General features: G+C 63.3%; 20 protein-coding genes. 12 read left to right on the forward strand and 8 right to left on the reverse strand.

Features of this window, described 5'->3' with window-relative positions; genetic code table 11:
- Positions 1-56: 56 nt before the first annotated feature.
- From LXM88_RS32215 to LXM88_RS32245, 7 genes are all read right to left on the reverse strand, one after another.
- Positions 57-1,535 (reverse strand): aminotransferase class V-fold PLP-dependent enzyme, encoded by a 1,479-nt coding sequence (locus LXM88_RS32215; protein ID WP_262543493.1) that lies wholly within the window; start codon positions 1,533-1,535, stop codon positions 57-59.
- Between the two features lie 258 nt (positions 1,536-1,793).
- Positions 1,794-2,099, reverse strand: coding sequence for a transcriptional regulator KorA (locus LXM88_RS32220; RefSeq protein ID WP_262543494.1), 306 nt, complete (start codon positions 2,097-2,099; stop codon positions 1,794-1,796).
- Between the two features lie 18 nt (positions 2,100-2,117).
- Positions 2,118-2,375, reverse strand: coding sequence for a PAAR domain-containing protein (locus LXM88_RS32225; protein WP_262543495.1), 258 nt, complete (start codon positions 2,373-2,375; stop codon positions 2,118-2,120).
- Positions 2,376-2,445: 70 nt separating this feature from the next.
- A complete protein-coding gene (locus tag LXM88_RS32230; RefSeq protein WP_262543496.1) occupies positions 2,446-3,927 on the reverse strand; it encodes a virulence factor in 1,482 nt (493 codons plus the stop codon).
- Positions 3,924-6,098, reverse strand: a complete 2,175-nt coding sequence (locus tag LXM88_RS32235) for a T6SS effector phospholipase Tle3 domain-containing protein (protein ID WP_441301342.1) — start codon at positions 6,096-6,098, stop codon at positions 3,924-3,926. The genes LXM88_RS32230 and LXM88_RS32235 overlap by 4 nt, the downstream gene beginning before the upstream one ends.
- Positions 6,099-6,240: 142 nt before the next feature.
- A complete protein-coding gene (locus tag LXM88_RS32240; RefSeq protein WP_262543498.1) occupies positions 6,241-9,009 on the reverse strand; it encodes a type VI secretion system Vgr family protein in 2,769 nt (922 codons plus the stop codon).
- 206 nt (positions 9,010-9,215) lie between these two features.
- Positions 9,216-9,464: a hypothetical protein gene (locus LXM88_RS32245; RefSeq protein WP_262543499.1), complete on the reverse strand. Its 249-nt coding sequence runs from the start codon at positions 9,462-9,464 to the stop codon at positions 9,216-9,218.
- Positions 9,465-9,782: 318 nt separating this feature from the next.
- On the opposite strand from LXM88_RS32245, the gene LXM88_RS32250 reads away from it, so the two are divergent.
- From LXM88_RS32250 to LXM88_RS32305, 12 genes are all read left to right on the forward strand, one after another.
- Positions 9,783-11,036: an MFS transporter gene (locus LXM88_RS32250; RefSeq protein ID WP_262543500.1), complete on the forward strand. Its 1,254-nt coding sequence runs from the start codon at positions 9,783-9,785 to the stop codon at positions 11,034-11,036.
- Between the two features lie 147 nt (positions 11,037-11,183).
- On the forward strand, positions 11,184-12,113 hold the full coding sequence (locus LXM88_RS32255) for a LysR family transcriptional regulator (RefSeq protein ID WP_262543501.1): 930 nt from the start codon (positions 11,184-11,186) through the stop codon (positions 12,111-12,113).
- Positions 12,114-12,227: 114 nt separating this feature from the next.
- Positions 12,228-12,722 (forward strand): hydroxyquinol 1,2-dioxygenase, encoded by a 495-nt coding sequence (locus LXM88_RS32260; RefSeq protein ID WP_262543502.1) that lies wholly within the window; start codon positions 12,228-12,230, stop codon positions 12,720-12,722.
- Positions 12,723-12,764: 42 nt separating this feature from the next.
- Positions 12,765-13,784 (forward strand): hydroxyquinol 1,2-dioxygenase, encoded by a 1,020-nt coding sequence (locus tag LXM88_RS32265; RefSeq protein ID WP_262543503.1) that lies wholly within the window; start codon positions 12,765-12,767, stop codon positions 13,782-13,784.
- A gap of 38 nt (positions 13,785-13,822) precedes the next feature.
- Positions 13,823-15,289 carry an aldehyde dehydrogenase family protein gene (locus tag LXM88_RS32270; protein ID WP_262543504.1) on the forward strand — a complete coding sequence of 489 codons (1,467 nt, stop codon included), beginning with the start codon at positions 13,823-13,825 and terminating at the stop codon, positions 15,287-15,289.
- A 7-nt stretch (positions 15,290-15,296) separates the two neighbouring features.
- Positions 15,297-16,364, forward strand: a complete 1,068-nt coding sequence (locus LXM88_RS32275) for a maleylacetate reductase (protein WP_262543505.1) — start codon at positions 15,297-15,299, stop codon at positions 16,362-16,364.
- A gap of 28 nt (positions 16,365-16,392) precedes the next feature.
- Positions 16,393-17,265 (forward strand): intradiol ring-cleavage dioxygenase, encoded by an 873-nt coding sequence (locus LXM88_RS32280; protein WP_262543506.1) that lies wholly within the window; start codon positions 16,393-16,395, stop codon positions 17,263-17,265.
- Positions 17,266-17,269: 4 nt separating this feature from the next.
- A complete protein-coding gene (locus LXM88_RS32285) occupies positions 17,270-17,581 on the forward strand; it encodes a YciI family protein (RefSeq protein ID WP_262543507.1) in 312 nt (103 codons plus the stop codon).
- A gap of 3 nt (positions 17,582-17,584) precedes the next feature.
- A complete protein-coding gene (locus LXM88_RS32290; RefSeq protein ID WP_262543508.1) occupies positions 17,585-17,920 on the forward strand; it encodes a Rieske (2Fe-2S) protein in 336 nt (111 codons plus the stop codon).
- Between the two features lie 193 nt (positions 17,921-18,113).
- Complete coding sequence (locus LXM88_RS32295) at positions 18,114-19,202, forward strand: porin (protein ID WP_262543509.1); 1,089 nt, start codon at positions 18,114-18,116, stop codon at positions 19,200-19,202.
- A gap of 279 nt (positions 19,203-19,481) precedes the next feature.
- The gene (locus tag LXM88_RS32300; RefSeq protein WP_262547026.1) at positions 19,482-20,294 is read left to right on the forward strand and encodes a hypothetical protein; all 813 of its coding nucleotides are present in this window, start codon (positions 19,482-19,484) and stop codon (positions 20,292-20,294) included.
- A 298-nt stretch (positions 20,295-20,592) separates the two neighbouring features.
- Positions 20,593-22,560 carry an acid phosphatase gene (locus LXM88_RS32305; RefSeq protein ID WP_262543510.1) on the forward strand — a complete coding sequence of 656 codons (1,968 nt, stop codon included), beginning with the start codon at positions 20,593-20,595 and terminating at the stop codon, positions 22,558-22,560.
- Between the two features lie 314 nt (positions 22,561-22,874).
- Here the strand turns inward: LXM88_RS32305 and LXM88_RS32310 are convergent, their stop codons facing one another.
- Positions 22,875-23,276, reverse strand: coding sequence for an FKBP-type peptidyl-prolyl cis-trans isomerase (locus LXM88_RS32310; RefSeq protein ID WP_262543512.1), 402 nt, complete (start codon positions 23,274-23,276; stop codon positions 22,875-22,877).
- Between the last annotated feature and the right edge of the window lie 277 nt (positions 23,277-23,553).

The raw sequence follows: 23,553 nt of genomic DNA on the forward strand, positions 1-23,553 counted from the left end.
GCTTCGATCGGCTGGCGGAAGCCGATCGCAACATCCTGGTCGGGCAGTGTTCTGCGTCAGGCCGTACGCCGGCTCGACAAACGATTCCACAGCATGCCGGAGCGGCTCCCGCTTCGACAATACGCGAGCACCGGCTTCTGCAGCGAGTCGACCAACGCACCGAACGCATCGACTTCCGCGTCGCCGATGCGATCGCGTTCGACCGGCAGGTAGCGCGCTTCGAGGCCCAGTTCGCGGGCTGCCGCTGCGATTTCATCGAAGGCCGGATGGTCGTCGCCCTCGCCGTCCGGGCGGTTGCAGATCACCGAGCGGAAGCCCGCAGTCCGGATCGCCTTCAGGTCGGCCGGCGTGATCTGCCGCGAAGCGGAAAACCCGCTCGACGCCGTCGCGCGGCATTGCTCGATCGCTTTCCGGAAACAGGCAATCGCGAAATCGACGTCCTGCTCGGTCGTAAAGCGACCGAAGCTCACGCGCACGGTGCGGCCGGCAGTCTCGGCATCGAGGCCGATCGCGGTCAGCACGTGGGACGGTGCGCCGCTGGTCGAGTTGCATGCGGACGTCGACGACACGGCGAGCGCTTCGCCGAGCATGAACGGGAAAAAGCCAGGCGCATTCACCGTCAGGCTCAATGTGTGCGGGATGCGGCGCGCAGCGGCAGCGTTCTGCGTGACGTCGCCGAGCGCGAACAGCGCGTCCGTCAGGCGTGCGCCGAGCGCAGCGATCCGCGTGGCCTCGCCGTCGAGTTTTTCGGCGGCCAGTTCGCACGCGACACCCATGCCGACGATCTGATGCGTTGCGAGCGTGCCCGAGCGCAATCCGCGCTCGTGTCCGCCGCCGTGGATCTGAGGGGCGATGCGGTCGATGATGTCGCGGCGGACGAACAGCGCGCCGATGCCCTTGGGGCCGTAAACCTTGTGGGCCGACATCGACATCATGTCGACGCCGAGCGCACGCACGTCGATCGGCGTCTTGCCGAGCGCTTGCGCGGCGTCGACGTGGAGCAGCGCGCCTGCGGCGTGCACGATGCGCGCGATCGCGCCGATGTCGGTCAGCGTGCCGATCTCGTTGTTCACGAGCATCAGCGACACGAGGCCGGTATCGGGGCCGATCGCCGCGGCGACCGCGTCGGCGGTGATTTCGCCGTCGCGCGTGGGTGTCAGAAAGGTGACCGACGTCCCGTGCTTCGACAGGTTCGCCATCGTGTCGAGAATGGCCTTGTGCTCGATGCGGCTCGTGATCAGGTGGCGCTTGCCGGTCGCGGCTTCCGCATAGCCCTTCAGCGCGAGGTTGTTCGATTCGGTGGCGCCCGACGTCCACACGATCTCGTCGGCATCCGCGCCGATCAGCGCGGCGACTTGCGCGCGTGCGCGCTCGACCTGTTCGCGGGCCAGCCGGCCGGCGGCGTGCGAGCTCGATGCGGGATTGCCGAAGATGCCGTCGAAGCCGAGGCAGGCCGTCATCGCTTCGATCACGCGGGGATCCGCGGGCGTCGTTGCCGCGTAGTCGAGGTAGTGCAGGGTGGTGGCGTCGCTCATGTCCGTCTCTTGCTCATTTCTGAATGGGAGAAATGATACGGGGGACAGAGGGGAAAATGGATCCAAAATTGGTCGACGATTAAGCTTGATATGGAATAACGTTTTATTTGGATGTGGATTTGGGGAATTTGTTTCTTGGTGGAGTGGGGCGTGCGACCTGGCCCCGTCGCAGCGTTGCGGCGGACACGCGGCACTGACCCGCAGCGATTGCGATTCGGGGAAGTGGTCGCAACCGTTCTCCGGGGTGCGATCAAGTCGTCATTGTGGATCGGATGGCCCGGCCAGTCGGTGAGCGTCACGCACCCACGCATGCAATGCACTTTCGTATTTCGCCGGGATCGTGATCGTCAGTGTGGTCAGGTGCGTGCCGCTGCCCGGCAGTTCCAGATACCTTTGCCAGGCCTTCCGCACAAGTTGCGACATCGCGGAAGAGGTGATGCCGAGTTCGGCAGCGAGCGTCCGCTGCGACCGGCCCTTGACGAAGATTTCGAACAAGGCCCAATGGTTGACGGGCTTGATCCGGGTATCCTGCAGCCGCAACAGCTGAAACTGTTCGGCAGTCATGCGTCGAATCTGCGTCATTCAGACGCGCCCGGACGTTTGCAGCGAAGAAATCAACTCCGCGCCGCAGGAGGTCTTGTGACCGTCGAATGCGGCGTCGCGGCCTTCGACATCGAACGTCATGTCACCTTCGGCAATCACACCGGGTCCGTGAATCGGACATGAACACGCGTCGCCAATTCGTGCGACCGCGCGGCCCATCACCTTGCTCCTTACGGCTCCGGATTCAACCCGGCCGCCGTGGGTGTGCATGTCGCCTACTCGAACAATTCCTCGCATATAACCCGTCTCCCGAGTGATTCGGTGCGGCGGTCACGTTCGCACGCAACACGCCGCGCGTCGGTTCACATCACCATGAATAACCCTGCATTCCGTAGTTCGTATCGTGACGGCGCCCCCACCACGGCAGGTAAGCATTGTTCCCACCGCGCGCGCGGAACCAGTCCTTGTTCGGATCGATTGGCGTCAGCTTCGATGGCGGCATGACGATAACTGCTACGGGATGCTCCGGGTCGGTCGTGCCGGCGACCAGTGCATTGCCGCCGTAGTGATTGATCCGACCGATTGCCAACGCAACGTCGGTCAATGCACTACCGGTTCCCATGTCGCCGAGCAGCGCTGCCGTGTTGAACGTCTGTTTCTGGTGGTCGTATTCGGGCAGGACTTCAGTGAGTGTCTGCGACAGCCCGACAAGTCGTGCCGATGCGGCGTCACTACCGGCACCGGCATCGTGAACGATGTACTTGATGTCCGGAACCGCGATCCCCGCGTTGTGCGCTGCCTGATCGATGGTTGCTTTCCATGCCTGCACCGTTCGCGTCGTGCCGACCTTCTTCGAAAATTCGTCGGTGTCGCCAGTTACAGCCTTGCCGATCCATGCGAGCGGTTCGCGCTCGGTGTTGAAGGTCGGGCCGGCGAGGAACAGCACGACGAGGTTCTCGTTGATCTGCGCATCCGTGGGCGGGAAGCTAGGCGCATCCCAGTTCATTACCCACACGCTCTTGTCCGGATTCGCCTGAAGGTAGTCCAGCGCCTTGTTCAGTGACGCGAATCCGGTGTTTGCGCCGCCTTGCGTGACTTGTACATCAGGGGGAGTGTTGCGGCTCCATACCTTTGGGAAATTCGGATTTCCGATCGAAAATGTCTTTCGAATCGAGTCTCGCAAGTAATTTTGTGAGTCGACTGCATCCAGTCGATCCGGAATAGCAAGTTCGACACGAATACCCGCCAATTCTCGCCAGTCGTTACGATCGTCAGGACTCACGGTGTAGAAATACTTTGGGTTTGTCGCATATCGCGAGCGAAGCAACAGCGGAAAATCGTACATGTACTTGCGATAGAAGCCCCTAAACGTCTCTTTCCCGCGATTGCCGTACACTAACGCCCCAATTGATTTGAGCGTTGCGAACGACTCCGGGTCCGTGCGTACCATGTCGTCGTTCTTGTTCGGCGCGGTAAGTCCTTGCACCCACAACGTTTGCCATTCCGTCGGGTAGTCCTTGCGTTGTAATGGATTCAGCCAAATCAGACCAACAACCTGCGCAACGAAGGGCTCGGCGAGTTCTTCGGTATGAGTGACGACGCTAGTGGCTGGAGTGGGCGGCGGCACTGCGTGCGCCGTACGCGTTATGGCCGTGGTGAATAGAAACATCGTGAGCGCCAGCAAGCCGGGCACGACTACGAATCGTTTCATCCAATCTCCTATTTCCAAGTGTGCCGGGTCCGGTTGTTCTACGTGTGCCATTAGTGTGGCCATCAGTGGGATCGCGATTACCCATACCATAACGGCGATGGCAATGCGTCGCGGCCATGTCGCGATCAGTGCCTTCATATCACACCTCCGATCTTCAGATAGAACTCGCCTTCACGCTCGTCCGAGATCGAAGCGGGAATGTTGCCTTCGCTGTTCTTGACATGCACCCATTCTTCCATCGGTAGTTCGTCAATCTCACCACGCGCAAAATAGTCGTAGTACTTTCTATTCGGGTGGTCTTCCGAAATACCATTACCCATCCGCCAATCGGCCTCAATTCGCAGATCGTTGAGTTGATCGAGTGTCAGGTAACACGGACCAATCGCCACATCGTACGCAAGCGCCTTTTTCGCATGCTCCGGGTTGGTCATCGTCGTTGAGTGGTTCGTCGGGCTGTTAGTCGTACCGCGATCAAGCCAGTCGACAATTTTCTGGTCTCGCCATTCCTTGTAGCCGTCAGGTAGATCGCTCTTCCCATCCTCACCGATAACGTGGCCTTGGCTGTCGATCCATTCCTTGTTCAACGTGCGGCGTGCCTCCATGCGCATCAGCGCGCGGTCCTCGTAACGCTGTCCGGCTTCACTCTCGGCCGTGCCGTGGGCGTCACCGTCCTGGTTCTTCGCCTTGTACTGGTCGTAAGGATCGTCGGCCCGTTTGTCCGCATCGGTCTTGCTCGCGTCGCGCCATGCAGACGGCGGATCGTTACCTTCGTTGAAGTCACTCACCGCATCACCGTCCTTCGTCTCGATCGGCTTGCCGAACCGCAGCGCCTTCGGCGGAAACGCCTCGTCCAGGGCAGGGGCATCCGCAATGACCGTCCATCCCTTCGGCGGATCTTCGTTCACACGAAACAGCTTCATTGCGGAAGTTGCCGCGGTCGCCGCGTACAGGATTGGCGCAGTGATCAACGTTCCCATCATCCCGAAGATCGATTCGTTTCCTTTGAGCGCACCGATCAGACCGAATCTGGCCGGCGGCGACGGCGGATACCAGAAGCCGGGCGTCGTCCCTTTCTTGTCATGCCGCCAGTCGTCTTCCCAATATCGATAGGCCTTCTGCACACCGACCGGGAAGCCGGACGCGAACACGCGCTGTGTCAGGAAGCCGGATGCGCCAATGTCGTCGAGTTCGTGCTTGCCGATACCGCGCCAACCGATACCCTGCACGGTCACCGCCGAGATCACCTGATCGTGCGGACAACAATATGACGTGACGCGCCCAAACGTCGAACCATTCAGTCCGTGACGCGCACGGTCATCCCGTGCGGCATAGGACTTGTTGCTTGTCGGCGATACGCGGCCATTCGCCATGTCCTCATCGACCTTATCGGGCGATGGTTCGAATTCCGTACGCGCACCGATGATCGACAGAAACCTTCCAAATGTCTGCGTACGCGCCGCGTAGGTTTGCCGCCCGCGATTTCCCATGTGGTCCTTCGTCCCGCGCTGTGACCACGTGTCCATGAACGTGCTGGATTTTTGCTGTCCTTCACCCGTGGCGAAACTGTATGGAGCATTCGCCAGTACATACGCGTCCGCAACGCATCGCCCGTTACGCCCCCACGGGTCTTCAACTTCCTCCAACGCGTCGCCGAAGAATGCCCCTGTCAGACCGACGATGTTGCCTTGGCTGTGGCAAACAACCGTGATCGGTACGTTGGCTTGCATTCTGCGAATCGACTCGATCAGTTTGGCGAGGCGCAAGGCCGCAAGTACCCCATACGCACGCGGCGGTGCGCGATACAGTGGCCGGTTGGTTGGGTTGATGCCCTGCACGGACGTCCAACCGAACGCGCGGTCATCGAGACCGCCGTGCCAAAGATCGGGCAGGCTCGAACAGCCGTTGGTGAACGGACCGCCGCCCCAATAGTCCTTCTCGTTGAGAAAGATCTTGTCGCCGTACTCCTTCAGTTCGTCCAGTGTCGCTTTGTAGCCCCAACGAAAATGGATGACCGGCGAAAACGACGGATCGGGCTTGACGTAATTGTCGGGCAGCAGCTTCGGATTCAGAAACCCATCCTGCGTCACGCTCTCGGTGTACTTCGCGGGCATCAGCTGTCCAGCATCGACACCGAGATATTTCATCTGATCGTCCAGGCGACCGAGCCGACGATTCAGGCCGTCACACAGTCCTTCTTCGGACGCTTCGAACCATTCGCCTTCAGAGTTGACGCCGTGGACGAAGATGACGACACCGGGCAACGGAAGTTGCTTGATGCAGATAAGCCGCTTGTCCTTGTCGAACAACATCGGCCCTTCGGTTCGGCCGACGACGATAGACGGCGGTTCGGAACGCGATGCAGCCGTGTCGGGTGCATCGGTCGTCGTGGAGAGTTCGTCGGCGCGCGTGTCCGCTACTGGCCGAGGATCGAGAAACGATTCGGTCATGGTCTTAAACGTTCTTCTTGATGAACTGCACCGCCAGCTTTTCGAACTGGTCGGCATGGACTGCCGGCAGTTCGCCGGCCGTGTCGGTCGTCAGGTTCGACAGCGCCCCGGATGCCTTTTGCATTTGCCCGTCGAATCCCGCCACCGCATCGCCATCGGTCGCGCGAACGAGCTTCGGCACGCGGCCAAGCGGCGCCTTGTCGAACTTCGGCATATCGGCGTTCATGCTGGCCGGACCATCCCACGCGTGGCCCGCCGACTTCACCGTGAAGATGCCGGGGCAACCAAGTTCGATGTTGCCGCCGTCGAGCTTGAGATACGCACCGCCCGACGTGACAAGCACCACCTGATCATTGGCCATGCCGGCAAGCGTGCCGCCGGCCGCAGTCAACTGGATGTTCTTCGCCGAATCCACCTGCGTGTCGTCGTTCTGCGACTGGATCGTGACTTTTCCCTGATTCGCGATCGCCGATACGCCGTCGCTATGCGCGAACATCGCGATGCCGTGCCCGCCATGCAGATTGATACGCTCGCCGCTGGTGAGCTGCACGTGTTGCTGTGCGATCTGGTCGATGTTCTCGCCCGCATACATGACATGCGTTTTAGGCGTGACGTGCAGCGATCCCGCCTGTGCGCCGAACGCCATCAGTGCGGACGCGTCGGCGGCGGCATCGGATTCCGAGGCGCCAGGCGTCCAGTTGCGGAACGCATCGACGAGCTTGTTCTGCCCGGCGGTATCGGCGGACTGTCCACCATGCTGGCCGGCATAGTCGCCGAGCGACTTGAACAGTTCGGTGCAGTGGTCGAGCAGGTGTATCAGTTCATCGCGATCGAGCTGACCGCCGGTCGCGCATGTGCGCGCATAGGTCGATAACAGCATGCCCTGGGCGGCTCGCAATGCCGCGGCGGCGTCGGTCCGCAGCTCCGCACCTTCGCCCCGGTCGTTCCCGTGCCCGTCCTTCCGGGGCTGCGTCAGATACCCCAGATTCAATTGCGTATGCGCGTGTTCGCTCGCCAACTGTGCCGAGATTTGCGACGGCGTATCGTCCAGGCGAAGCTGGTTGTACCGACGACCCTTGATCTCCCTGGTCTTGATCCCGGACACGTAACGGTTGCCGGGTAGCGCGCCGGTATGCGTGAAAGTCGCGGGCGGGTTTGCGCCGTTGCTCAAAACCCCGATGATGACCAACCGGTCCGGATCGCCCGACAGGCACCCCAGCAAGACTTCCATGCCGACGCGAGGGAGGAAGAGCGCACCGAAGTTGCCGCCCGCGAGACTCGCCGCGACACGTATCGGCGCACTGTCACCGGCCGAGCCGTTCGTTCCGGCACCTTGGGCATGAGCATGGTCCGCCGGATCGAAGCCGTGAATCTGCACGCGCACGCGGCCGGCTTCGTCGCAGAACACTTCGTCTCCCTGCGTGCCTACGATCGTGCCGGTCAGCAGGTGAGCCGGCGGCAGGTCGATCTTCGGGTCATAGGGCGGCTTGAGCGGCACACCGCGGCGCACGCACGTGAAACTGTTCTCGTAGCGCGTGTCCGTCTGCCCCGACGCATCGACCGGCGCGAGCGGTGCGGTTTGCGCGAGGTTCCGGCTCGCCGCGAACAGCGCGATCGCGCGGCTCGTCAGGTCTTTCGGCAGGTTGTTCAAGATATCGTGCCGAACCGACGTCACGACGAACTGCCGCTGTTCGGCCAGTTTCATGTCCAGTTCGGGATCGCCCGTCAGCGTGAACCAGTAACCGACCGGCATATCGCGCACGCTGCTGATACCGTCGTATCGCTCCGCTTCGAACTGGTGGGCGAGTATCCGGTCGTGTGTGATGCGGTGGTGGTCGTTCCACGAATCGCCCACGTGCGGAATGTCGATCGCCACATCGGTCAGCAATCGGGCAAGGTCGTTGCCGGCGTCGCCCTGATCGAGGCTGCTTGCGATGGCATAGACGTCCATGCGGGCCTTCTTGTAGTCCCACGACGGGCGGCTGGCTTGGCCCGGAGACACGCTTTGATAACGCGCGAACAGCGTCACCGTATCGCGTAGCTCGGTTCCCGCGTCGCGCGGGTGAAGGCGCACGGTATTTGCGGGCGATTCCGCCAATCGAAACGGGTCATCGCAGAATACGAGCGTGTGGATCGGCTGCTCGTCGGCCACGCCGCGCGCCCCATCGACCGGCCCGGCCTTTGCAAAAACCGTGATGCCTTCGCGTCGCAGCAGTCGGCGCACAAATCGAGCGTCCGATTCGTTGACTTGCCGCGTCAGTTCGCGTGCCGGATAGCGTTCGCTTCGCAATCCAGACAGGTCGAAATCGAATGCACGCGCGAGTGCGGCGCTGCGTTGTCGCCATTCGTTCATCAGCGTGGCAAGAATATCGATGACGCTCAGCGACCGGAATACGCGGGAGTTGGTGCGGTAGTCCATCAACGAAAGCGCGTCACAAACGCGCAACTGGTACACCGTCAATTCGCCGTCGGATTGACCGACATGCACGTCCCGCACGATCGCATCGATCGTCCGCACGTTGCCCCGGTCGGTCGTCAGCAGCACGGATACAGGCAGGCCGAGAAACAGCGTGGGGGATAGATGATCGCGTGTGGAAACGCAGGTCAGGTGCCCATCGATGCCCGACATCAACCCTTCGCGGATGTCGGCGTGATGGAGCGCCAGCAGATGACCGACTGCGCGTTGCGCTCGCCCGAAATGAAGGGCGACCGGTCGCCTGTTCCGGTCGACAAGACCTGCTGCAAAGTTTCGGAGTGTTGCTGCTATCGACATAACGGCAATCTCATTATTATTTTCCGAATTCGGACTTGTTCGAATCGGACTCTCGGTTTAATAAAGCGATGGCACTCGCAATTTCGATGTGGAGAATATCAAACATATATCGATTGCAATACATATTGATATTTTGAGATGAAGAATGGAGCCTAATGAAACAGTATTTGACGTTCTTTTGGTGGTGGGATTAATTTGAGAAAAACTTATCGCGAATATTCTATGGGATACTCGCAATCAAATTTATTTTGCTGCCAAGCCGGGTTATTCGACTTTTCTCGTTGAAATGATCTTGTGTGAAAAGATAAAAATGGGATTTGTCCTACTTCAAAATGTGCGCCGGCGTGTTGCGGTGACGAAAGGGGCACGAACAGGATCGCGCTTGAGCGCTTGCCGTGCATGTTTGTTTGACCATGGGTGAGGACGGAGCGGTATGCCGATTCGCTGAAGTCCATGAGGGATTTCCCCCGTGACGCGCGAATGAGCGTCACTTCGGCACCACGCCCATTCTCTGCGCGCCTCCCCGCCGACACTTCCCGCCCGCCGCTCCCGATTATTTGCATTTCGCGAATGGCGCGTTCGCCGGTTGTTCCATACCCGATCCGCGGCCTTGCCCCTATCGTTGTGCCGTCGGGTGGCCGGATTCGATGCGTCGAACCGGAGCGGCAGCCGGCAATTCCCTGCGATTCGCGTCGCACACGAAAAACATCGGACCTGGCTGATGCGCAGGCGCTTCGGCGCGCGCTCGCGAACCGGCGTCCACGGAGACGGATATGAAACCAAACGAGTGGGATACCTCCTATGAGTGGAAGGCGGTGACGCTGCTGGCGCTCGGCTTCGGGCTGGTCGGCCTCGACCGCTGGCTGATCGCACCGCTGTTCCCTTCGATCATGAAGGACCTCAACCTGACCGCGCAGGACGTCGGCAACTGCATCGGCGTGCTCGGCCTGTCGTGGGGCATCTTCGCGGCGCTGATGGGCGGCATCTCGGACAAGGTCGGCCGCAGGAAGGTGCTCATTCCGGCCATCATCGCGTTCTCGCTGCTGTCGGGCTTTTCGGGGCTCGCGGGCGGCCTGCTCGGGCTGATGGCGATTCGCGGGCTGATGGGCGTCGCGGAGGGTTCGTTCTGCCCGACCAGTTTCGCGGCGACCGCCGACGCGTCGCATCCGCGGCGGCGTGGCCTGAACCTCGGCCTGCAGCAAAGCGGCTTCGCGCTGTTCGGGCTGGCGCTGTCGCCGATCATCGCGACGCAGTTGCTCGGTTTCGTGTCATGGCGTTGGGTCTTTGCGCTGGTGGCGATTCCCGGCCTGATCCTCGGCGCGATCATGTTCTTCGTGATCCGCGAGCCGAAGGTCGTGAAAGAGGTTGCGTCGGAACACGCGCCGGCTTCGCTCGGCCACGTGCTCAAGAGCCGCAACATCCTCGTCGCGATGGCCGCACTGTGCTGCGCGATGACCGGCGTCTTCGTGCTCGGCGCGCTGCTGCCGCTGTACCTGACGGATTACCTGTCGCTCGGCACGCAGAAGATGGGCCTCGTCGTGTCGGCGATCGGCTTCGGTGGCTTTCTCGGGCAGTTCGGTTTGCCCGGCCTCTCCGACCTGGTCGGCCGCCGCCTCGCGAGTATCGTCGGCTTCGCGGGAACGGCCGTGATGCTCTATATCTTCCGCGGCCTCGGCCCGCAGCCGCTCGCGTTGTTCGGCGTCCTGTTCGTCGCGTCGTTCTTCACGCTCGGACTGGTGTCGCTGCTGTCCGGCCCGGTCGCGACCGAGGCCGCGCCTGTCGGCCTCGTGTCGACGTCCATCGGCGTGGTGGTCGGCGTCGGCGAGATCTTCGGCGGCGGCATCGCACCGGCGCTGGGCGGCTATGTCGCCGCACACTTCGGCATCCAGAACATTCTGTGGTTGCCGATGTGCGCGGTCGTGCTGGGTATCCTGGTCAGCATGTTGCTGAAGGAAACCGCGCCTGCGGTGCTGCAGCGTCGCGTGCCCGTGCAACCGGAGCTGGCGGCCGGCGAGCAACCGAGGTAATACTCGCGCGGGCGTGCCGGCGAACGCCGGTGTCGGTGCGCTCCGCGATTGACATCGATTCGGCGACACAGTGACGCCTTCCGCATGACACAGCTCGTTGCCCGGTGCAGGTAGACTGCCGGTTTCGCTGTTGAGAAAGGGCGCGGCATGGACCGGTTTCTGAGCATCGAGGCATTCGTAAGAGTCGCGGAGGCGAGCAGCTTCGCCGAGGCGGCGCGGCAGCTTGGTGTAACGAGTTCGGTCGTGACGAACCGCATCCAGCAACTGGAGAAGTTCGTCAATGCGCCGCTGTTCCATCGCAGCACGCGCCACGTGCGCCTGTCCGAAGTGGGCGAGGCGTTCTATCGCGAGTGCGCGGAGGTGGTGGGGCGCGTCAACGAGTTGACGGACCAGATGCGCGAGCTTCGCGCCACGCCGACCGGGCGGCTGCGCATCCAGATGCTGCCCGGTTTCGCGCTCGATCACTTCGGCGCGCCGATGGTCGAATTCAATCGACGCTACCCGGGCATCCAGCTCGACGTGATCGTCAATGACCGCGTAGTCGACCCAGTCGAAGAAGGGTTCGACATCGCGTTCCAGATCTTTCCGCCGATTTCCGAATCGCTGATCGAGCGACGGCTGTTCACGGTCAGGCGTCTCTTCTGCGCGTCGCCCGCTTACCTCGAAGCGCATGGTGCACCACAACATCCGCGCGATTTGCTGCAGCACACTACCGCGCTGTATTCGGGTTATCCGTCGCGCAACCGCTGGACGATGACGCACGACGACGAGGTCGTCGAAATGGAGCTGCCGGGCATGATTCGCTCGAACTCCGTTCACCTGCTGCGCGAGTACGCGCTGGCAGGCGGCGGCATCGTCTGCCTGCCCACGCTCGTGGCAAGCGACGCGCTCGTCGCGGGCCGGCTGGTGCCGATCCTGACCGACTACCAGCTCGCGCCGCTGAGCTTTGCCGCCGTTTATCCCGCAACGCAGCGACAGGCGTTGAAGGTGAAGGCATTGGTCGAGTTCCTCGCCGAATACATCGGCGACGAATCGCCGTGGGATCTTCCTCTCCTGGAGCGTGGCTGGGTGCGGTGACCCGCGCGATTATTCGCGAAACGCAAATGCCGTAATCGCCATCCGTTGCCTTGTTGCTGTTGTCCGTTGCCCCTAGAGTTGAAGCCAACAAGCGGTTCAACTCAGGAGACAGTAATGACCGACACGGCATACCACACCGTCTTTGGCTCGCTCGACAACTACAAGAAGGGCGAGATCGAAATCACCAGCGGCAGCGCGCAGCACTACGCGTTCTCGAACGTCTTCGAGGTCGCATCGAAGTCGGCCCCTTACGAGAAGGTCGTCGCCGGCAAGAATCTCGAATACGTGATCGAAGTGCTGAGGACCGAGGGCCAGTCGCCCTGGTTCGCGTGCGCGCATGACGAGTTCACGATCCAGATGGACGGCGAAGTCCGGATCGAATTCATCAAGCTCGACACGCCGCCGGCAACGGGCCGCGGCACGGTCAGCGCCGGCACGCAACCGGCCGGCCGCAAGATGGGGTACGTCGTCCTGCGCAAGGGACACCAGGCGCTGCTGCCGGCCGGCTGCGCGTACCGCTTCGTCGCCGACAAGCCCGGCGTCGCGCTCGTACAGACCATCCTCGGCGAGCTGTCCGTCGAAAAGTGGGCCGAGATCTGCCTGCACTGACCGTTCCGACCGCTCACATTCGACTATCCCAGGAGACACGTTATGGCCACCCTCGAAACCCTCGACCCTTCCGCCGGCTTTGCAGCCGATCTGGTGCGATCCACGGAAGCCGATGCCGTGACCGGCTACCGCCGCTTCCAGCTCGGCGAGTTCGCGTTCCAGCGCGACGAATATTTCGTGAAGATCAGCTGGCCCGCGAAAGGCCAGACCCGCACGCATGCGATGCCGGCCGACGCGTTCCTGCGCGCGATGATGCGCGACGTGGCGTGGGGCTTCTTCTACGGCTGGGTGAATTTCGATCACGTGTTCGGCACGCGCAATCACTACGGCAAGGTTGACATGTATGCGGGCACCTTCAACGGCATCCTGAAAGACGCCGGGGTCGACTACACCGAGACCTTCGAAACGCCGACGATCATGGCGACCTTCAAGGCGATGCTGCACGACTGGACGAACGAAGGCTTCGACCCGTTCGCGGCACCCGAGGAAACGGGCACCGCATTCGGGCGCAAGCACGGCGAAAACGGTTCGGCGATCGAGCGCACGCGGATCGCGACGCGCCGCATGCCGGGCCTCGAAGGCGATTCGCCGCTGCGCGACGAACTGCCCGTCAACCGCGCGTTTCTCGACGTCGCGCAGGACGAGCCGGAAGTGCATGCCGAGCCGGGCTTCGAAGGCGAGCTGCACGCGTTCAACCTGTTCAAGTACCTGTCGCGCTCGGACGTCACGTGGAATCCGTCGGTCACGTCGGTGTGCGGGCGCAGCCTGTTCTGCCCGACCACCGAGGAATTCATCCTGCCGGTCTTCCACGGCAACGACCGCGTCGAATGGTTCCTGCAACTGTCCGACGAAATCGTGTGGGACATCGGCGACAAGAACACCGGCGCACCGCGGGCACGCGTCACGATGCGCGCCGGCGACATCTGCGCGATGCCGGCCGACATCCGGCACCAGGGCTACTCCACGAAGCGTTCGATGCTGCTGGTCTGGGAAAACGCGACGCCGAACCTTCCGCAACGCTACGAGAGCGGCGAACTCGCGCCGTATCCGATCGCGTTCTGAGCAGCGCTTCAGCTTCACCCATACACCGAGGACGATTCATGCAAACCCAACTCTTCATCGACGGGCGCTTCGTTGACGCCGTCGACCGCGGCACGATCGACGTGCTGAATCCTCACGACGGCTCCGTCATCACGAAGATCGCCGCGGCCACCGCGGCGGACGTGGACCTGGCCGTCGACGCGGCGACCCGCGCGTTCCCGAAATGGTCGGCCCTGCCGGCGGCCGAACGCGGCCGGCTGCTGCTGCGCCTCGCCGATGCGATCGAAGCCCATGCGGAGGAGCTGGCGCAGCTCGAATCGCTGGACACCGGCCACCCGATTCGCGACTCGCGCTCCCTCGACGTGCCGCGCACGGCGGCCTGCTTCCGCTATTTCGGCGGCATGGCCGACAAGCTGCAGGGCTCGGTGATTCCGGTCGAAACCGGCTTCCTGAACTATGTGCAGCGCGCGCCGATCGGCGTCGTCGGCCAGATCGTGCCGTGGAATTTCCCGCTGATGTTCACGAGCTGGAAGATGGGCCCGGCACTCGCCGCCGGCAACACGGTGGTGCTCAAGCCGTCGGAAATCACACCGCTGTCGACGTTGCGCATCGTCGAACTGATGGCCGAGGTCGGGTTCCCCGCGGGTGTCGTCAATATCGTTCCCGGCTACGGGCATACGGCTGGCCAGCGGCTCGCCGAACATCCGGGCGTCGGCAAGATCGCGTTCACGGGTTCGACCGCAACCGGCCGCCGGATCGTCGAAGCGTCGCAGGGCAACCTGAAGCGCGTTCAACTGGAGCTGGGCGGCAAGGGCGCCAACATCGTCTTCGACGACGCCAACCTCGACGCGGCCATCAACGGCGCCGCGTGGGCGATCTTTCACAACCAGGGGCAGGCGTGTATCGCGGGTTCGCGTCTCGTGCTGCACGAGCGCATCGCGGACGCGTTCCTCGAGCGCTTCGTTGCGCTCGCCTCGTCGATCCGGATCGGCAACCCGCTCGATGCCGATACCGAGATGGGCCCGCTGACGTCGAAGCAGCACCTCGATCGCGTGCTGTCGTTCGTCGACGTCGCGCGCGAGCAGGGCGGCCGCGTGCTTGCCGGCGGCAGCGTGCCGCAAGATCCGGCGCTGGCCAATGGCTACTATGTGCGTCCGACGGTCATCGAAGCGAAGAGCGCGACCGACCGCATCGCGCAGGAGGAAGTGTTCGGTCCGTTCGTCACCGTGCTGCGCTTCGGCAGCGACGAGGAAGCGCTCGCGATCGCCAATGCGACGGAATACGGGCTGGGCAGCGGCCTCTGGACCCAGAACCTCTCTCGCGCACACAAGATGGCGTCGCAGATCAACGCGGGCATGTGCTGGATCAACTGCTACAAGCGCGTCAATCCGGGCAGCCCGTTCGGCGGCGTGGGCAAGTCGGGCTACGGCCGCGAGATGGGCTTCGAGGCGATGCACGACTACACTGAAGCCCGGTCGGTGTGGGTCAATGTCGACGGCAACGTGCCGCCGCACTTCAAGCGCTGAGGCTTTCATGGAACGCTTCGTCTATCAAGGTACGCCTTCCCGTGTGGTGTTCGAATGGGGTGCGCTCGCCAGGCTGCCGGACGAGCTGTCGACGCTCGGCGCGCACCGTGCGCTCATCCTGTCCACGCCCGAGCAGCGGCCGCTCGCCGACCGCGTGCAGGCGGTGCTGGGCGAGCGTGCCGCCGGCGTGTGCGCGCAGGCAGTCATGCACGTTCCGGTCGAAGTCGCGCGCGCTGCGCGCGAGATGGCCGCCGAGCTGGGCGCGGACTGTTGCATCGCGATCGGCGGCGGCTCGACGATCGGGTTGGGCAAGGCGATTGCGCTCGAATCGTCGCTGCCGATCCTGGCCGTGCCGACGACGTACGCCGGTTCGGAGATGACGCCGATCTACGGGCTCACGGAAGGCCGGCTGAAGCGCACCGGGCGCGACGCACGCGTGCTGCCGCGTACCGTGCTCTACGACCCGTCGTTGACGTTGTCGCTGCCGCCGGGCATTTCGGCGGCGTCCGGCGTCAATGCGATGGCGCACGCGGTCGAGGCGCTCTATGCGGAAGACGCGAACCCGGTGATCAGCCTGATGGCAGAAGAATCGATTCGCGCGCTCGGCGAAGCATTGCCGGTCGTGGTGCGCAACCCGGAAGACCGCACGATGCGCAGCCGCGCGTTGTATGGCGCATGGCTCGCGGGAACCTGCCTGGGCGCGGTCGGCATGGCGTTGCATCACAAGCTTTGTCACACGCTCGGCGGCACCTTCAACCTGCCGCATGCGCAGACGCATGCGGCCATGTTGCCGCATACCGCGCACTACAACCACGCCGCGGCGCCCGACGCGCTGCGCCGCGTCGCGCGGGCGCTGGGCGGGAACGATGCGGCCGACGCCGGCCCGTTGCTGTTCAGGTTGAACGCGCAGCTCGGCATCGCACCTGCGCTCGCGGATATCGGGATGCCGCAGGAAGGCCTCGACGAAGCGGCCGACCTCGCCTGCCGGAACCCGTATGCGAACCCGCGGCCGATCGAACGCGCGGCGATTCGTGCGCTGCTCCAGGACGCATGGGAAGGGCGCGCGCCACATTGAATGGCCGGACACTCAAACGGAGACAGACGTGATGAACGACCACCATGACAGCGACACGAGGCTGACCGAGCAGGTCGTCGCCAGCTTCGACGGCACGCCGAACCCGCGCCTGCGCGTGCTGATGCAGAGCCTCGTGCGGCATCTTCATGCGTTCGTACGCGAAACGGAATTGACGGAGGCCGAGTGGATGGCGGCGATTCGCTTCCTGACCGAGACGGGGAAGATGTGCGACGACGTGGTGCGCCAGGAGTTCATCCTGTTGTCGGACACGCTCGGCGTGTCGATGCTCGTCGATGCGATCAACCATCGCTTCTCCACCGGCGCAACGGAAACGACGGTATTCGGCCCGTTCTACATCAAGGGGATGCCCGAGCGTGCGTACGGCGAGAACATGGCGCTCACGCCGGGCTCGCCGGTCGTCGTGCGCGGTCGCGTGCTGACCACCGACGGTGTTCCCGTGAAGGACGCCGTGCTCGACGTATGGCAGACCGCGGAGAACGGCATGTATTCCGGGCAGGACACCGCGCAACCGCACGGCAACCTGCGCGGCCGCTACCGGACCGATGCCGAAGGCCGTTACGCGATCACGACGATTCTGCCGGTCAGCTATCCCATTCCGACTGACGGCCCGGTCGGAAAGATGCTCGACGCCACCGGCCGCCATCCGTGGCGGCCCGCGCATCTGCACTTCATGATCGACGCGCCGGGTTTCCGCACGTTGGTCACGCATCTTTTCGACGAGGACGACCCGTATCTGCAGTCGGATGCCGTGTTCGGCGTGAAGCCATCGCTGATGGTCGCGTATCGCAAGCGTGCCGCGCATGACGAGCTCGCCAGTCAGATCGGCCTGAATGGCCCGTACCGCGAAGCGACGTACGACTTCGTCCTCGACCGGAGCTGATCGAATGGCTCGATTTTTCGCGGTATTTGCGACGGACCAGCCCGGTATGCGCGACGTGCGCGACCGCGTGCGGCCGAGTCATCGGAGCTACCTGCGCTCGGCTGCGCAGCACGGCGTGTACGTACGGCTTGGCGGCCCGACGCTGGACCCGCAGGGTGACGCGATGAACGGAACGTTGCTCGTCGTGGAGGCGGACGACATCCATGCGGTGATGCAGTTCGTCGGAAACGATCCGTATGTGAAGGAGGGATTGTTCTCGCGCGTGGAAGTGCGTCCGTGGGACTGGAGTCTCGGAAACCCCGAGCAGAGAGTGTGAATCATGGACGCAACGCAACTCTGCCGCTTTTCCGACGTGCCTGATGGCGGCGCGCGGGTCGTCGACGAAGCTTGCATCGGGCGTCCCGTGATCGTGGTGCGGCGAGGCGAGCAGGTGTGGGCGTACGTGAATCGTTGCCCGCATTTCTCGGTGCCGCTCGATTTCGTACCGGGCAATGTTTCCTGCTATCGGTCGCAGGTATTGATGTGTGCCCATCACAGTGCGCTGTTCCGGTTCGATGATGGCGTGTGTATCGACGGACCTTGCTCGGGCTCGGCGTTGGAAGCCGTGGGTGTCGAGGTGGATGCCGCCGCCTGGGTTGTCTGTCGAGGCGCTTGATTCGAGTGTTCTGATCGGGATGGGTACGGCCGGTTGATGCGGCGATTTTCACCTTTATCAATCAGTAAAACTAATCATATTTTCGGTGTCGTCATATCTGCCGGGATGAAGGCGTTGTTTCACGAAGCATTGAGCGAGTACCCGCCACGTAGCGGGTAGCAGGCTCGCATTTCCACAACAAGACGGAGACGGAATGAAACTCAGGTTTGGAGCGGTGGCGATTCTTGCCGTAGCGCAGGGCGCATGGGCGCAGAGCAGCGTGACGATGTTCGGTCTGATCGACAGCGGCATCACGTATGTCAGCAACGAGGGCGGCGGGAAGAACGTCAAATTCGACGACGGCATATTCGCGCCCAATCTCTTCGGTTTCCGCGGTACGGAAGACCTCGGCGGCGGGTATCGCGCCACGTTCGCGCTCGTGAACCAGTTCTCGATGGCGAACGGCGCCATCATCGGGTCAGGAATTTTCGGGCGCAACGCATACGTGGGCCTCGAGAGCGACCGGTTCGGCAGCATCACGCTGGGCAATCAGTACGACTTCATGGTGGATTCCCTCTTCTCCAGGGGGAATGCGATTGCGCGGGACATCAATGGGCTGTACGGTTTCCGGAATGGCCCGTTCCAGCGTCTCGCGCTGCCGGGCAATCCGACCGGTGCATTCGATTGGGACCGCACGGCAGGCAGCAAGCCGATCGCGAATTCCGTCAAATACAGTTCGCCGACGGTCGCGGGTTTGTCCGGCGGCGTGATGTATGCGTTCGGCGGGGTGGCCGGCGCGATCGGCGCGGACAATGCCGTCAGCGCCGGGCTGAACTACGAGGTGGGGGCGTTTGGCGTGGGGGCGGCCTATACGAACGAGAAGTACGGCCCGGCGCCCGGTGTGCCGTCGACCAGCGTGCGCAACTGGGGCGTCGGGATGCATTACGACTTTGGTGTCGTGACGGCGAGTGCGCTGGTGACTACCGTGCGGAATTCGTTCAACGATGCCGGGGTGTGGATGGCCGAAACGGGTGGTGTGTGGCACGTCAGGCCGGATGTCGTCCTCGGCGCGAAATACATGTACATGAAGGGGAATGAAGCGGTGAACAACAACCATGCGCATCAGCTCAGCGTGGCGCTTCAATACCTGTTGTCGAAACGGACGATGGTCTATGTTTCGGCCGACTACCAGCGCGCGAACAGCGGTGCGAATGCGCAGGTCAATGGCGTGCTGGATCCGAATGGGGCTTCAAGTTCGGCTAGTCAGGCGGTGGCGCGGGTGGGGTTGCATACGGTGTTCTGATTGCGGTTGGGGCGGCGGGCGGAACTTGCGTCCAGGTCCGCCCGGCGCCGGACGAGTCGCGCGGCGACATGCCGGCATGCGCGCCGCCGCTCGCTTCCGGTCGGTTGTTGTCGCTCGGGCAACACGGTAGTGTGCCCGTCGACCTTCTGCCGGGCCGACAATGAGCCTACGATGAAGCGCGCCGGCCGTCGGTGAATCTCAAACAGTGGATGCGTTGCCGATCATTCCGCCCTATAGTGCTCGTCGTTGACCGATCTGCGAGAAAATCAGGAGTTCGCCGTGTTTCACCGGAAATCCAAGTTGAGTCGCTCGAACTTCGTGTGCGTCGTCGCCCTGACGATGATGCTGGCGCCCGTCGCGGCGCATGCAGAGGCGGAGGCTGTCGACGGCACGACGCGCATCGCGCCCGCTGTCAATCACGACACGTCACCCGCACGACCGATTGTCGGCGACGACCCGGTTGCAATTCGGGATACCCTGAAGAAGCAGCACATCAGCACCCCCCCACCTTCGTTGAGCGACCGGGTTCGCGGCCTGGTCCCCGGCGCTGCCGACCGGCATGGCCCGAACCCCGACCTGGCGGCCGTCGATCTGGATCGTGACGTGACGTTCTTGGTGCCGGTGCGGTACGGGCTGAGGTACCGGTCGCAGCGGCACCTGTTGACGCTGGACGTCGACCTGTTCGACGCAGAGCGCGACGACCGGACGGGCATCCTGCTCAGAAAGGTCACGACGGGGCCACGAGGGCGAGGGCTCGTGATTGCACCCGAAGCGAAGGCAAAAGGGTACATCCAGCAGGTCGACATCATCGAACTCGAGCCCGGGAAAGGCAAACTGACCACGGTTCGTAGCCGCATGCAGCTTTCGCCCGCCGTGTACGCCCAAGCGCATGGCGACTTCGCACTCGCTTTCTCCGGGCGCCTGGTTCGGCCTTACCTGACCGAACAAACCGAGCATGTCGATCCGAGCATCGAGGAGCCGACGGATATTACGACCAGGATCTCCAGGTTGCACATGGAGATCCATGCCATCCGGCTGGTGAGTCCGTCGAGCGGTGTCGTGCTGTCGAAGAAACTGAGTCTGTCGAAGTAGCGTTTTTCCCGTACGAGGCGATGATCTCGACCGGCTTCCGGCGTGCACGCATGTCCCGTGCTTCGACGCCGATCCTCTGCACGAGTGGGGGCGACCGCGGTGTAGTCCGCGTCCGGTCGAAACAATGCAGCCGTGCGCGACATGCACCCATGTTCCGGTATGTCGCTGTCGAGGGGGGCGTTCACCCCGATCCAGACGCGCCCTGTATTTACCGAAACTTTCTTAATTCTTTCCCGGACGTTTCATAAACTAACTATACCGTACGCGCTTTCTGACTCTTCGTAGGGAATACCAAGTCATGTCAGCGCATCGCCGGATCCTCCCTCACACGCTCGCCGTTGCCGTTTCCGTTTCGTTCCTCGTCGCGGCATGTGGCGGCGACGACGTCAGCAGCAACGAACCGCCGTCCATCGTCGCCCAGATTCCCGCGGCGCCCGCCGATCCGGGCTTCGTCGACAGCGCGCCGGTGCAGGCGTCGGTACCCGCGTTCGTCGACAACGCAGCGACGAACCAGCGCGGCGATGCGCGCTATGCGACGTTGAGCACGAACGCCGGCGTGCGTGTGCTGAGCGGCTTTCGTGCGTTGTGGCAGCCGCTCACCGACCTCGTCGACGCCGGTGTGAATGCACCGGCGGTGGGCGGCTTCCCGGCCATCTCGCCGTCGCTGTGGACCGGCCTGCCGAACGACGGCACGCCGGGCGGCACCGCGCTCAACCCGACGGTGCTGAACGCGAATGTCCAATATGTGGTCAACGCGACGACGCAGCGCACCGCGGCGCAGGCCGATGCCGCGTATTTCGACGATCGCCGCGGCAAGGGGTACAGCGTGTCGGACGGCATGGGCCCGCTGACGAACGTGTGGCGCAGCGCCGCGCAGCAGACGACGAGCATCACGTCGGTGCCCGCCGATGCGACGACGAAGCTCTACAACGACACCGGCAACAACACGGGTGTCGGCGCAAGCGCGAATGCGCAGTTCGGTTCCGTCGTCGATTTCATCAACACGATGGGGAACAACGGCTCGACCGAGCCGGCGAAGCGCTTCTACAAATACGCGCGCCCGTATCGCTGGAGCACGAGCGTGATCGTCGCGCCGACCCTCGTGCCGGCCGAGAGCGCTGCACCGGCCACCGACGGCGGCTTTCCGAGCGGTCACTCGGCCGAGGGGATGCGCGATGCGCTCGCGATGGCGTACGTGCTGCCCGAGCGCTTCCAGGAAATGCTCAGCCGCGGGCTCGAACTGGGCGAGAACCGCATTCTCGCCGGCATGCATTCGCCGCTCGACGTGATCGGCGGCCGCGTGCTTGCCGAGGCGGTGGTCGCGGCGAACCTCGTCGATTCGACGAACGCGGCGCTGAAGCAGACCGCATTCACGCAGGCGCATGCGACGCTGTACGCGCTGACGAACTCGACGGCGACGACGTTTCCGGCCGCCGCGCACGCCGGCACGACGGCGACCGACCGCTTCGCCGACTACGCGACCAACAAGGCCAACTACGCGCGCCGGCTGACGTTCGGCTTCGCACCGATCGGCACGACGACCGCCGGCGCAGTCGTGCCGAAGGGCGCGGAAGTGCTGCTCGAAACGCGGCTGCCGTACCTGAGCGTGGACCAACGGCGCGTCGTACTGAAGACGACCGCGCTCGCGTCCGGTTATCCGGTGCTCGACGACGCCGAAGGCTGGGGGCGGCTGAACCTGTTCGCGGCTGCCGACGGTTACGGGGTCTTCACGGGCAACGTCAGCGTGACGATGGACGCGTCGCAGGGCGGATTCAACGCGGCCGACACGTGGCGCAACGACATCGGCGGCGACGGCAAGCTGACGTTTGCCGGCACGGGCACGCTGACGCTCGCCGGCGCGAACAGCTATCGCGGCGGCACCGAGGTTCGCGGCGGGACGCTCGGCGCGGGGGCGATGCAGGCATTCGGGGCGGGCGACGTGTATGTCAGCGGCGGCACGGTCGCGATCATGGCGGCGGCGCGTACGAACATTAACGGCAAGTACACGCAATTGAAGAGCGGCACGCTCGAACTTGATCGCGGTACGGGCGACGCGGGGCGGCTCGCGGTTGCCGGGATGACGACGCTCGTCGGCGGCACGCTGCATGTGAAGTTCGCGGCCGGTGCTGCGCCGAAGGTCGGCGATGTCGTTTCGCTCGTCGACTGCAGCCAGTTGCAGGGGCGTTTCGACTCGGTCGTCGTGGACGGCTTCAAGGCGACGGCGCTTTATAGCGCGTCGGGCGTCGCGATCCGTATCGACGGCTGATACCTGACGCTGCTGGGTTCGGCCGCACGCGACGCTCGGTTGACCAATTTCAGTGTCGTTCCGAGGTCACTCGCGTACGCGTGGACCAGGGCCAGGAAAACCATGGCGCCGACAATACTGCCCGTTTCCTCGCTTCGGTGGGGTTGTCGGTCGTCCTGTACGGGATCGTCGATGCGAGCATCGTGTACAAGCGCAAGCGATGAATGCGTTCCCGAGAAACCGCGGACGCTCCCGCGCCAGTTCGTGCAGACGCCGCCGAACGGCCTGATCGGCGTCTGCCTGAACTGGTCTGGTGTTCGGGGGAGCCAGCCCTCCTACTTGACGATATCGACCAGCTCCACCTCGAAGTTCAGCGTGCTATTCGCTGGAATCGGGCCGACGGTGCGATTGCCATATGCAGTTTCCGGCGGGCAAGTGAGTTTGGCCTTTCCGCCGACGCTCAGCTTTTGCATGCCTTGGGTCCAGCACGGGATGACTCGGTTGAGCGGGAACGTGGCGACGTCACCGTGCTTGGCGGAGTTGTCGAATTCCGTTCCGTCGGAAAGCGTGCCTCGATAGCGGACCTTGACTACGTCGGTCGCGGTTGGGTGCGGGCCGGTTCCCTGCTGCGTGATTTCCACTTTGACGCCCGACGGCAGAGTTTCGACGGCCCCGGCAGCGTACGTCGCCGACGCGAAAATTGCCAGGATAGCGGCTGCAAGCAACGGCTTTTTCATATGTTCTCCCTCTTTGACAATGGAAATAAACGCCTTGAGCGGTCGTCAGTCGAGGTCGTCTTCCTGCTGGCGACAATGGGCCACCAGATGACACGGAGCTGACAACCTCGTTCGTCGGATGCGCCCCCGCACGGGTTCGCCGGCATCAGTATGCCGTGAAGCCCACGCTATCCCAAGTGGTGTCTTGATACCGAGCGCCGGGTTGCCATCGGTAGCGCGGACGGAGGGACACGGACGCACGGCAGCTAGCCACGGGACACTTTCATTTCTCGCGAAC

Origin of the sequence: Burkholderia sp. S-53 (assembly GCF_025560745.1) — a bacterium.
Taxonomy (GTDB): Bacteria; Pseudomonadota; Gammaproteobacteria; order Burkholderiales; family Burkholderiaceae; genus Burkholderia; species Burkholderia pyrrocinia.

Excerpts from the sequence above, each read along its gene's own strand:
- LXM88_RS32215 (WP_262543493.1), bottom strand. The coding sequence starts at position 1,535 with ATGAGCGACGCCACCACCCTGCACTACCTCGACTACGCGGCAACGACG.
- LXM88_RS32220 (WP_262543494.1), bottom strand. The coding sequence starts at position 2,099 with ATGACTGCCGAACAGTTTCAGCTGTTGCGGCTGCAGGATACCCGGATC.
- LXM88_RS32225 (WP_262543495.1), bottom strand. The coding sequence starts at position 2,375 with ATGCGAGGAATTGTTCGAGTAGGCGACATGCACACCCACGGCGGCCGG.
- LXM88_RS32230 (WP_262543496.1), bottom strand. The coding sequence starts at position 3,927 with ATGAAGGCACTGATCGCGACATGGCCGCGACGCATTGCCATCGCCGTT.
- LXM88_RS32235 (WP_441301342.1), bottom strand. The coding sequence starts at position 6,098 with ATGTTGTTCGACAAGGACAAGCGGCTTATCTGCATCAAGCAACTTCCG.
- LXM88_RS32240 (WP_262543498.1), bottom strand. The coding sequence starts at position 9,009 with ATGTCGATAGCAGCAACACTCCGAAACTTTGCAGCAGGTCTTGTCGAC.
- LXM88_RS32245 (WP_262543499.1), bottom strand. The coding sequence starts at position 9,464 with ATGGACTTCAGCGAATCGGCATACCGCTCCGTCCTCACCCATGGTCAA.
- LXM88_RS32250 (WP_262543500.1), top strand. The coding sequence starts at position 9,783 with ATGAAACCAAACGAGTGGGATACCTCCTATGAGTGGAAGGCGGTGACG.
- LXM88_RS32255 (WP_262543501.1), top strand. The coding sequence starts at position 11,184 with ATGGACCGGTTTCTGAGCATCGAGGCATTCGTAAGAGTCGCGGAGGCG.
- LXM88_RS32260 (WP_262543502.1), top strand. The coding sequence starts at position 12,228 with ATGACCGACACGGCATACCACACCGTCTTTGGCTCGCTCGACAACTAC.
- LXM88_RS32265 (WP_262543503.1), top strand. The coding sequence starts at position 12,765 with ATGGCCACCCTCGAAACCCTCGACCCTTCCGCCGGCTTTGCAGCCGAT.
- LXM88_RS32270 (WP_262543504.1), top strand. The coding sequence starts at position 13,823 with ATGCAAACCCAACTCTTCATCGACGGGCGCTTCGTTGACGCCGTCGAC.
- LXM88_RS32275 (WP_262543505.1), top strand. The coding sequence starts at position 15,297 with ATGGAACGCTTCGTCTATCAAGGTACGCCTTCCCGTGTGGTGTTCGAA.
- LXM88_RS32285 (WP_262543507.1), top strand. The coding sequence starts at position 17,270 with ATGGCTCGATTTTTCGCGGTATTTGCGACGGACCAGCCCGGTATGCGC.
- LXM88_RS32290 (WP_262543508.1), top strand. The coding sequence starts at position 17,585 with ATGGACGCAACGCAACTCTGCCGCTTTTCCGACGTGCCTGATGGCGGC.
- LXM88_RS32295 (WP_262543509.1), top strand. The coding sequence starts at position 18,114 with ATGAAACTCAGGTTTGGAGCGGTGGCGATTCTTGCCGTAGCGCAGGGC.
- LXM88_RS32305 (WP_262543510.1), top strand. The coding sequence starts at position 20,593 with ATGTCAGCGCATCGCCGGATCCTCCCTCACACGCTCGCCGTTGCCGTT.
- LXM88_RS32310 (WP_262543512.1), bottom strand. The coding sequence starts at position 23,276 with ATGAAAAAGCCGTTGCTTGCAGCCGCTATCCTGGCAATTTTCGCGTCG.